The organism is Aeromonas sp. HMWF015, assembly GCF_963878965.1.
In the GTDB taxonomy this organism is placed as follows: Bacteria; Pseudomonadota; Gammaproteobacteria; order Enterobacterales; family Aeromonadaceae; genus Aeromonas; species Aeromonas veronii.
Genome location: NZ_CAWNZT010000380.1, coordinates 1 through 9,461 on the forward strand (window position 1 = coordinate 1; position 9,461 = coordinate 9,461).

The 9,461-nt window shown below is 48.9% G+C and carries 9 protein-coding genes; 2 read left to right on the top strand and 7 right to left on the bottom strand.

What is annotated here, in order from left to right; genetic code table 11:
- Together AACS18_RS19715 and AACS18_RS19720 are read left to right on the top strand one after the other, a co-directional pair.
- Positions 1-388 (top strand): FtsX-like permease family protein (locus AACS18_RS19715; protein WP_146184799.1); only part of this gene is annotated, 388 nt, incomplete at its 5' end.
- Between the two features lie 2 nt (positions 389-390).
- On the top strand, positions 391-1,755 hold the full coding sequence (locus AACS18_RS19720; protein ID WP_108613090.1) for an efflux transporter outer membrane subunit: 1,365 nt from the start codon (positions 391-393) through the stop codon (positions 1,753-1,755).
- Positions 1,756-2,291: 536 nt separating this feature from the next.
- Here AACS18_RS19720 and AACS18_RS19725 read toward each other — a convergent pair.
- From AACS18_RS19725 to AACS18_RS19755, 7 genes are all read right to left on the bottom strand, one after another.
- A complete protein-coding gene (locus AACS18_RS19725) occupies positions 2,292-2,702 on the bottom strand; it encodes an H-NS family histone-like protein (RefSeq protein ID WP_005344269.1) in 411 nt (136 codons plus the stop codon).
- A gap of 608 nt (positions 2,703-3,310) precedes the next feature.
- Positions 3,311-5,050: a PglL family O-oligosaccharyltransferase gene (locus AACS18_RS19730; protein ID WP_108613092.1), complete on the bottom strand. Its 1,740-nt coding sequence runs from the start codon at positions 5,048-5,050 to the stop codon at positions 3,311-3,313.
- Between the two features lie 124 nt (positions 5,051-5,174).
- Positions 5,175-7,247, bottom strand: coding sequence for a YjbH domain-containing protein (locus tag AACS18_RS19735; RefSeq protein WP_108613093.1), 2,073 nt, complete (start codon positions 7,245-7,247; stop codon positions 5,175-5,177).
- Positions 7,247-7,993, bottom strand: a complete 747-nt coding sequence (locus tag AACS18_RS19740; RefSeq protein WP_042657814.1) for a capsule biosynthesis GfcC family protein — start codon at positions 7,991-7,993, stop codon at positions 7,247-7,249. Before AACS18_RS19740 ends, AACS18_RS19735 begins: the two co-directional genes overlap by 1 nt.
- Positions 7,990-8,721: a YjbF family lipoprotein gene (locus AACS18_RS19745; RefSeq protein ID WP_146184800.1), complete on the bottom strand. Its 732-nt coding sequence runs from the start codon at positions 8,719-8,721 to the stop codon at positions 7,990-7,992. The genes AACS18_RS19740 and AACS18_RS19745 overlap by 4 nt, the downstream gene beginning before the upstream one ends.
- Positions 8,722-8,751: 30 nt before the next feature.
- On the bottom strand, positions 8,752-8,991 hold the full coding sequence (locus tag AACS18_RS19750) for a hypothetical protein (RefSeq protein ID WP_108613095.1): 240 nt from the start codon (positions 8,989-8,991) through the stop codon (positions 8,752-8,754).
- Positions 8,992-9,087: 96 nt separating this feature from the next.
- On the bottom strand, positions 9,088-9,461 hold a 374-nt coding region (locus AACS18_RS19755; protein WP_308810802.1), incomplete at its 5' end, for a GNVR domain-containing protein.

Here is a 9,461-nt window from a genome sequence, read left to right on the forward strand (position 1 = left end):
CATGACCCTGATGGTCTCGGCCATCGCAGTGATCTCGCTGATCGTCGGCGGGGTGGGCGTGATGAACATCATGCTGGTGTCGGTTGTGGAGCGCACCCGCGAGATCGGTATTCGCATGGCCGTGGGCGCCCGCCAGTCGGATATCCTGCAGCAATTCCTGATTGAGGCTGTGATGGTGAGCCTGCTGGGGGGGATATTTGGCGTTGGCCTCTCGCTAGGCATTGGCGCGCTCTTTTCACTGTTGGTGGACTCCATCAAGATGCAGTTCTCGCTCTTCTCCATCCTGATGGCCTTTGGCTGCTCGTCACTCATCGGGATCCTGTTTGGTTATCTGCCGGCACGCAATGCGGCGCGGCTCGACCCTGTTGTCGCACTGGCGAGGGAATAACAATGCACAAACTCTCCTGGCTGGCTCTCTGCATGGCCCTCAGCGGCTGTAGTCAGCACAGCACCTATCAAAGACCCGAGCTGGCGATCGCCCCCACATGGCAACAAGCAGAGGGCGCCCAACTGGCTGCGCAAGCCAGCCCCTGGTGGCGGGAATTTCATGATCCCCAGCTCGACAATCTGGTCGACGCGGTACTGGCCGCCAACCCGGACATGCATGTTGCGGCCCTCAAGCTCAAAAGCGCCAGACTTGGCGCCGAGCAGGCCGATACCAACCTCACCCCCTCGGTCAATGGCACTATCGCAGCCAGTGGCAACAAGGATCTGAAAACCGGCAAAGGCACCAACAGTCTGGGCCCCTCGCTGAGCCTCAGTTACGAAGTGGATTTGTGGGGCAAGCTTGCCTCGGTGCGGGATCAGGCAAGCTGGGAAGCGGCAGCAAGCGAGCAGGATCTCGCCAGCACCCGACTCCTGCTGATCGGCAATACTCTGGAGCAGTATTGGCAGCTCGGCTATCTCGGCTCTGCCATCACCCTTGGGGAACAGCAGTTGGCCAACCTGTCCCGAACCGAGCAGCTGACCCAGACCAAATACCAGGCTGGCGCCATTACCCGGCTCGATCTGGCGCAGGCACGCCAACTGTTGGCAGGAAAACAGGCTGAGCTGGCCTCCCTCAAGGCGCAGCAGGAGCAGGTTCGCAATGCCCTGCGTCTGCTGCTGGGTCGCAGCAGCGGGCCACTGGAGTATGCACCCGCTTCCCTTGCAACCCAGACCATTCCTGAACTTGCGGTGGGTATTCCGGCCGATGTGCTGGCTCGCCGCCCCGATGTCAAAGCGGCCGAATTGCGGCTGCGCAAGACGCTGGCAAGAGGGGACGAGATCCGCACCAACTTCTACCCCAGCCTGACCCTAACCGGCAGCGCCAGCACCGCATCCGATAGATTGGCGCAGGTACTGCAAAATCCGGTTGGCACGCTGGGGGCCAGCCTCGCCCTCCCCTTCCTTGAATACAACCGCACCCAGCTCGCCATCGAAAGCTCAGCGCTGGATTACCAGATTGCTGAAACCGAGTTTCGCAAACAGCTCTACACCGCACTGGTGGAGGTGGAAGACAATCTGGCCGCCCGCCACTACGGCCAGCAGCGACTCGATTATCTGCAGAAGCAGCTGAGTTATGCCCGGGAGGCCGAACGACTGGCCAAGGCTCGCTTCCAGGCGGGTGCGACCGGCGTGCAAGCCTGGCTCGATGAGCAGAACCGGCTGTGGGATGCCCAGCAGAGCCTGCTGGCCCAGCAAAAAGAGCAGCTCACCACCACCGCCAAAATTTATCGTGCGCTGGGTGGCAGCGATAGTGTGACGCCCCGATAGCGCCTCCCCCCAATATTCCCCACTCTGCCTGTAGAGTGGGGAATACCATCGCCATAGACCATACAGAATTTCCTCTCCCACACTGCAGCCGAACTTCATTACCCATTATCAGGGGCAGTCATGGCAGCGCAGCCAATTACATGCATCGGCGACCCTGAATATCCCGGCCATACCTTGCGGCTCTCTCTATACCTCACGCCCCCTGATCGGAGATAACGGTTACCGGATATTCCATCAGCTGAGAGCTCGACTCTCGCCGAGCGGCGCCCCGTGAATCGTGAGAGACATATCCGAAGCGCATATCTGCACGATGCATACAAAAAGCGATATCACGCAGTTAATTCTGCACGACAAAATTAATCGCAAACAATGAGTGATATTGAGCAAAGTAATATTGAAGTGAAACAACGGTAAAAAGGATACAAGCGAGGATGTAGATAACAATGGGGCGAAGGGGCAGATTGGATAACCACGAGTAAAACGGCAAAAATAATGCCGCTCAAAGGCGGCATTATTCAATCTCTGAACCTGACGAATTAGATCAGGAAATCGTTCAGGTCTTTACCCAGTGCTACTTGAGCAGCAATGGCTTTCGGCATACGGCCTTGACCGGTCCAGGTTTTTTCCTGGCCATCTTCTTCGTACTTGTATTTAGCCGGACGCGGAGCACGCTTGCTCTTGGCAGCGCCAGTCGCAGCAGCCGGAGCAGCGGCAGTCGCCAGCAGCTCGCGAGGATCAATACCAGCCTGCTGCAGCATTTCGGTGAATTCATTCAGCTTGCGCTGACGCTCTTCCTGTTCAGCACGCTCCTGTTCAACAGAATCGGCGCGCTCTTGGTAAACCAGGTCAAACTTCTCTTTAGCTTCCAGCAGTTGCTCAAACGGCAGCTCACGAATAGCCGCACGCAGACTGCGAATGTTCAGCAGAACTTTCAGAAACTCGTTCATTATTTCCTCACAAAAAAGTCGGTTACAGGGATACCGTTTCAGAATAGCATGGACAATTCGCGAGAACATACAGTTTTTCTATATTAACGTTCTTTTTTTCTTAAATTTCACCATCAAGATCGAATGCTTGCCACTATCAATAACAAACTGGCTGGAATGCAGATCTTCTGGGTAGAGAGGTGATTACCATCTTGTGTTCAAGAAACATCGGTATTTCAAGACTCATTAATTTCCAGTTCAGCATCCAACAAAACTAACTCGGTAACCTGCTTTATAAGCCTGAGCGAACATTTCTACCATACGTTCAACATCATGTGACAAGACTATGCCTATCTGTTTAGCAATGAACACGTCTAGAACCTGTCCCTTCACCCGATGATGAAGGGGATACTCCAAATTGACTATCAACCCCTTCAACGCCATCGACAAAATCACATATTAATCAACTGGTTGGAATCGCCACATGACATTTCAAATATGCCTTTCATAGCCCGTTTGACAGACGCATGCGTCCGAAAACAGACTGTTCAGATACTGGTTGTCCAGAAGGGAAAAAACAAAAAAGCCAGCCGTTTTGAAGGGCTGGCTTTCTATGTATCCAAATAGCACTATTTATCTTTGGTTATATTCTTGCCTGATTGGTCAACACCGGTAATCACTGCCTGTGAAGCAGACCCAGTTAAAAGGGGCTCGGTTGGATAGAGCTTAAGTGCTTCAGCTCGCATCACATTGGCTTCCTCTGTACGACCCAATGCATTAAGCGCGATCACCATATTGGCGTATATGTTGGCACGCGGTGTATGGCGTACGAATGCCTGCCCCCACTCCAGATAAGCTTCCAGTTCGGTCTTGTTATTTGTCTGCAAGCCCACCATCAGACGAACTGAGTTCACATCAAACTCGACTCGGGTCAACCAAGCCATGGGATTGACGATATCAAGTAGCAAGGTCGGCTCTTTATACCCACCCCGTTCATATTTGGTGACTACCCATGTGGTGTGAATTGCTGTGAGCATAAAGGGAACGACCAGCAGCGGGATAGCGATCGCCATAAATCGCAGTAACAGCCATGGGCGGCACTCCATATCCCACCATGATGAGAAACCCTGACTCGCCAGGTTGGTCTCCTCAATTTCGGTATCGATGATATAAATCAGCGTCAGCAACAGCAACCATAACACGATCGCATGGTAGAGAGGGTATTCCGTCTGGGTATGAAGCAATATTGGGGTAACCAAGGCAAGCAGCCCCATGGCATGTACCCAGCGCACACTCGCCAGACGCCATAATAATGCGCCCCCCATGATCACCATGCCGACCATGGGTGCAATACCGCCCTCAACAGCCCAATAGAGAAACTCGTTGTGGGGGTGGTCAAGATTGTACTCAATCTGCACCATGGACGGATTCAGTGCTTTATCAGCCATGTAGTGATGGAGAAAAACAGATTCAAAACTGCCGTATCCCCATCCACTCCAAGGAGCCTGTGCAATCAGTTTTACCGCATAAGGCCAGTAAATAGAGCGCATACCACCGGACTGATAGATCTCTAATCCTCGTTTTGCTCCAGCCAGCCAATATTGTGATAGCAGGCCAATCGCTACAGCCAAAATAACCAGACCCAATATCCGCCATAGCAGCCGCTGTCGATAAAGCTGAGGCATCAGTAAGAACAGGGCTAGCAGGCCGCCTAACTGCCCCACTCGGGATTGCAAAACAACGAGCAGCAGTGCCGCAGATAGAATGACGCCATAGCGCAACGCCATCAGCAATCGACCACCCTCTCGACGTAATTCCAGCCAGATAGCAAGGGCAAGGCCAGTTGCCATAAACGTCGCCATCACGTTTGGCTGTTGAAAGATCCCGTAAGGGCGATTGGCTTTGGTGTCATAGCCAATCCAGTTACCTGGCGTCAACAGGTAGAACTGCACCAGACCCAGCACTACCTCCATCGCGATCGCAATCAGGATGAGATAGAGCAAGCGATCACGCTGCGCCTTATTAAAGCACCATTGATAGAGTCCAAACAAAAACAGCAGACCAGCAAAAAGACCAAGCAATCTGGGAATAGCATAATCCTTGAGTGCAAAACCAGGATAGAGCATCGGGAGCAGTAGCAAGAGAGCCCCTATCCATAAACCTGCTTGTAATGGAGAGAAGAGCAAGCGCTGACGTAACGTCACCTGCCACAATCCCAATCCAATAGCCAACGAGGCAAACACCCATCCCCATGCGTTAAAGGGCAGATACAGCCCTGCACCTCCAGGGTTATGCATAAAAAAATGCATGCCCAACAACCAATAAGCGATACAAAGTATGCCAAACAAAACACGTAAGTATTTAATCATCATGCATTCCTAGCATAATTCTGCAGATTGCCATATCTCTTGGGTAGGTAATAAAAGGGCGAGCAGTTTACAACTGCTCGCCCTGTTTGATGAAAAAAGATAGGCTCTATGCAACTTTTGATTACTATAGCTCTGTCAAGCCGTAAAGACCATTCTTGCGGCTCAACATCTGGCCTCCATCCCGTGTCAAAGGAACCCATCCAATGCTTCCTTTCGCGGTTGTTGGCTTGAGCAACATCAAATCAAACGGTATCGTGACATAAATTCCTTTGGTAAAGCTACCTTCACCATACTCGTCTGCAGAAACATTGGTAAATGTTGCATACCCCCCCAAGACAACACCCGAATCAAACCGTTTTGAGAAGTCGAATGTAGCGCCTTTATCACCAGCCAAATACTGACCTACGGAGACTTTAGCGGTGACATTACTCATGAATGGTAACTGCCAATACGCAGTAACATGTCCTGTCATTACATCGTAATCAGCCATTTTCAGGGTGTTGTGCCAGTCTCGTTGTTTTACCCAGTTGGCATCAACGCCAATGGCCCAAGTTTTGCCATATGGACGATAGAGTACCTCACTGCCAACACCGGCATACATCATCTCCAGATATCCCCCATAAGCTTGCCCGTACCAATCTTGAGCAAGTGGTTGCATATGGGTTAACTGCAAGTTGTTGAGTAATACATTAGAAGAATCGACATACTCACGAATCCACGTCCGAACCCGTGGTAAGGCAGCGCCATCTGGAGGAGGAGCTTTATAATTGAACTCATCGTAGTTATTAACCAGATTAACAAACAGCGTACTTTGCAAACTGTTGTTTTTATTTATACGCCAATCAGCATTTGCATTAATGCCTAACTGATACATATAGAAAGACTCAGCACCACCAAATGATTGCGTTAGGTCTGGGTCAAAAGAGTATGAAAATGACTTGCGCTCAGATGAGTAGATAGATTCTCCCTGAATTTTTCCTGCAGCCTGAACCATCGATTTTTCATGTTGTTCTTCTCCCAACACCTGTACCACATTGGCACGACGAACAGATGGGAGATCGATGCGGGTTTCTTGCAACTGGAAGTTCGCCTTACGTTCAACAACATTCAGCTCATCGACCGTACCCGGCAAATAATTTGCGGCTAACAAAGAGGTTCTCTTCATCGCCTCATTCTGATCGCGATACTTGCTCTGCGTGCCGATGACAGTCACAGAATTGGTGGTTGTGTAAAATTCTGTATCCTGCCAACCAGCATTCTCTTTCAAATCGTCAGTTAGCGCCTTCCACTTCACATCAGTCATAGTGGCTGGAACTTGGTCAGGCTGATAAATGGGTCTCGGCTGATCAATATGAGCGGGTTTCATATCATTAAAGTTAGTCCGAAAAGTCACCCCCCACATCAAGGTGTTTCCTCTCTGCCAGCTTAGATGGCTATCCATATTCTCGAAAACTCGGTACACAGCCCCGACATTCCAAGGTGAATCTTGATAAATATGGCCAGCGAACTCCTTGCTATAATCATTGCCATCATATTCCAGCTTCAACCTGAGTGGCTGCCATGGTGTTTGATACTCAACACCGCCAAAGAGTGCTGCTGGCCCATGAAACAGGCTATCAAACTCAAACTTACCACCATTACCAGAGAAGCTATTATTTCTTTGACACCAGCTATCTTTATACTCACAAAATGGGTTTTTAACATTACCACTTTCGGCCATATTTCCCCAGCCGATACCGATAGTAAAATCAAATGGTCCATACCGCTTGCTGGCCGTCACAAATTCACTATCAAAGAGACCGGTCCCCATTAGATCTCTAAAGCCAACTGAAACCTGTGGCAGATAGTTAGATTCTTGCCAAAGACGAAACTTGAAATCCATCCCTTTGTCTTTGTAGGTTTGATCACCACTAAAATCTTCGTAGGGACTGTACTTTTTTGTTCTTACATCAGTATATCTCAGTGTTGCTTCAAACCAGTCGAATGGCTGCGCAGAGATAGACCATCGACGATATTGGTCATTATCAACATAGTTGGCACTGAACTCACCTGTTTTAGCCATTCGTGCGGTAGGCATTTGAAGCAGACCCACACCACCGAAATCACCTTGTGAAGGACCATAAGGATCAATAACAGACTCTGCAGAACAAACAGCTCCTGAAACAAAGATCGCAATATATTTCAATTTAGGCAGCATTATTCTGGTACTCGATTAGCAAGCAGACTGGCAATACGAATATTGATATCTTTATATTGCTCTGGAAGGATTTGGGGATCAAAACCGACAAAGAGCGTAGCACCCGCCATAGGTTCACGATGCAGTTTGTTCCAATTCGCAACAGGAACCTGGCTGATAGAACCGTCAGGCTGGATCAGAAATGCTTCATACTGCGCAGCGCCAGCCAACAAGCGGTAATCCTGCCAATAGCTTGCCAAACTGGCACCAGGCTGAAGTGGCTGTTTACTGCGACCGTTAATCAGTCCCACGAAGTAGATAAAATCGGGCCTTGAAGCAAGGAAAAGGGTGTACTGCCCTTTTAATAGTGGATTACCATGCGGGTCAATTCTGGACTTGGCAGGATCTAATGCGATTGACAAACGGCCACTGACAGGAACTTTGTCCAGCTCTTGTAGTAACTGTTGCGTTGACTGGATCAATGAACCTTTGTCACCTGCTCGCATCCAAAGTACTTGAAGTGCTTTAATATCCTTGAGCAATTGCTCTTTAGTCATCTGAAATTCCGCTATGGTCTTTTCATTCGCAATTTGTGCAGTACGCCAATAGATATCATCTGGTAATTGAACATTAAATAACAGGTCTGCAAGTCTGGCACCATCATGCAACTCAATCTTCGCTGTAGCATGACGCTCAAAAATCACGTTTACATCAGCTTGAGCCAAAGCAAAAAATGGTATGAGACCGATCGTCAGGTATCTTTTCATAATGCGTACGGCTTTAATATTGTCATTTCAATCACCGGTAATTCCGGCCCCAATTGCTGCTGGCTTTTTAATACTCTGCTCGTACTAGGCTCAAACCAATAGTAGTTATGCCAAGAGTTCTGGTCATGTCCAACACTGACCAACTCATCAATCAACATAACATCATGTGTTTTATCAAGGATTAACAACTTTTCTGGAACAGCAGATATAAACTTAGCCCGCATGTCATATCCACTCAGATAATCCTTTTCCCATTCGGCAGTATACTGCCAAGACATAGCATCCAGGTTCAAAGATATATCGGGTACATTTACCATTTTTTTCAATGGATCAGGCCAAGATGATGCCACTAAATAGAGATCATTTTCCAAACCCACCGTCTTGTGTAGCCGACCTGATTTGGTAACAAAAAGCTTATTATCAGAGCTCACCCAGCTCAATGAACCATCAGGATCTGCAAACGCAAGCACAACCAATGCCTGTGGATTATCACCTACTCGCAGATAGGCGCTCGCATAAGGTAATTCACGTATTTTTTCAGACGTAACCTCCACATCATCCATTCCCAAAAGGGCATAGCGGAGAGTTGCATAGGTATCTGAACTGGTGGCGGAACAGCCACTCAAGAGTAATAACCCCAAAGACATAAACAAACGAAGAGAAAACATAGATGGGTTACTCAGTGGAATGGGAAAATAATTGCAAAGCGACAAAAATAAGGCTGCCAATGTGGCAGCCTTATTACAATATCAAACAACTTATTTAGTAGCAGTTGTTGTGTTAGTGCTGGTACTGGTGGAGTCGTCATTGGCATTAGCAACAACAACAGCAGCCAGAGCCGCTGCACCAACGCCCACAGCAACCAGAGTGGTAGTACCTACAGCGGCAGTACCTGCTACGCCAGTGGAACCAGCCGCAGTACCTGCAACTTCTTCAGCTGCAAATGCATTTGAAGAGAGAACCAACATAGCAGCCAGAGTCAACGCTGATTTTTTCATTACAAATTTCCTTATTTAAACATGACTTAAAGTACTAACAGGATATCTTGAAACAGAGCAATTAGCCAGTGTGAGTCGCTCAGATGAGCCCTCTCATCAATGATGAGGTGAACGACCGATTCCATGGCGAACCAGTACAATCATAACGCCTAGCATTCCGCCAAGCAGTGTCCCCAATACTACAATCAACGCACGTTTGGGTTTTGCCTTTTCCTCGGCAACCACGGCAGGATCAAGGGTTTTAAAAACGTACTCTTGATTCACTTCAGTCAACATCAAGGTTTTGGTCTGATCCTCTATCAGTTGATAAAACACCTTCTGCATATCTGCGACCGGGGTTTTCTCAAGCTGTGCTTTGAGATAAGCAATGTTACGCGTCGCATCAACTTGATCACGCAGCTTCATGGCCTCATTGAGGTCGGCCACCAACCAGTCAACCCATTGCTTCGCAGACTCGGGAGAGTAGTACT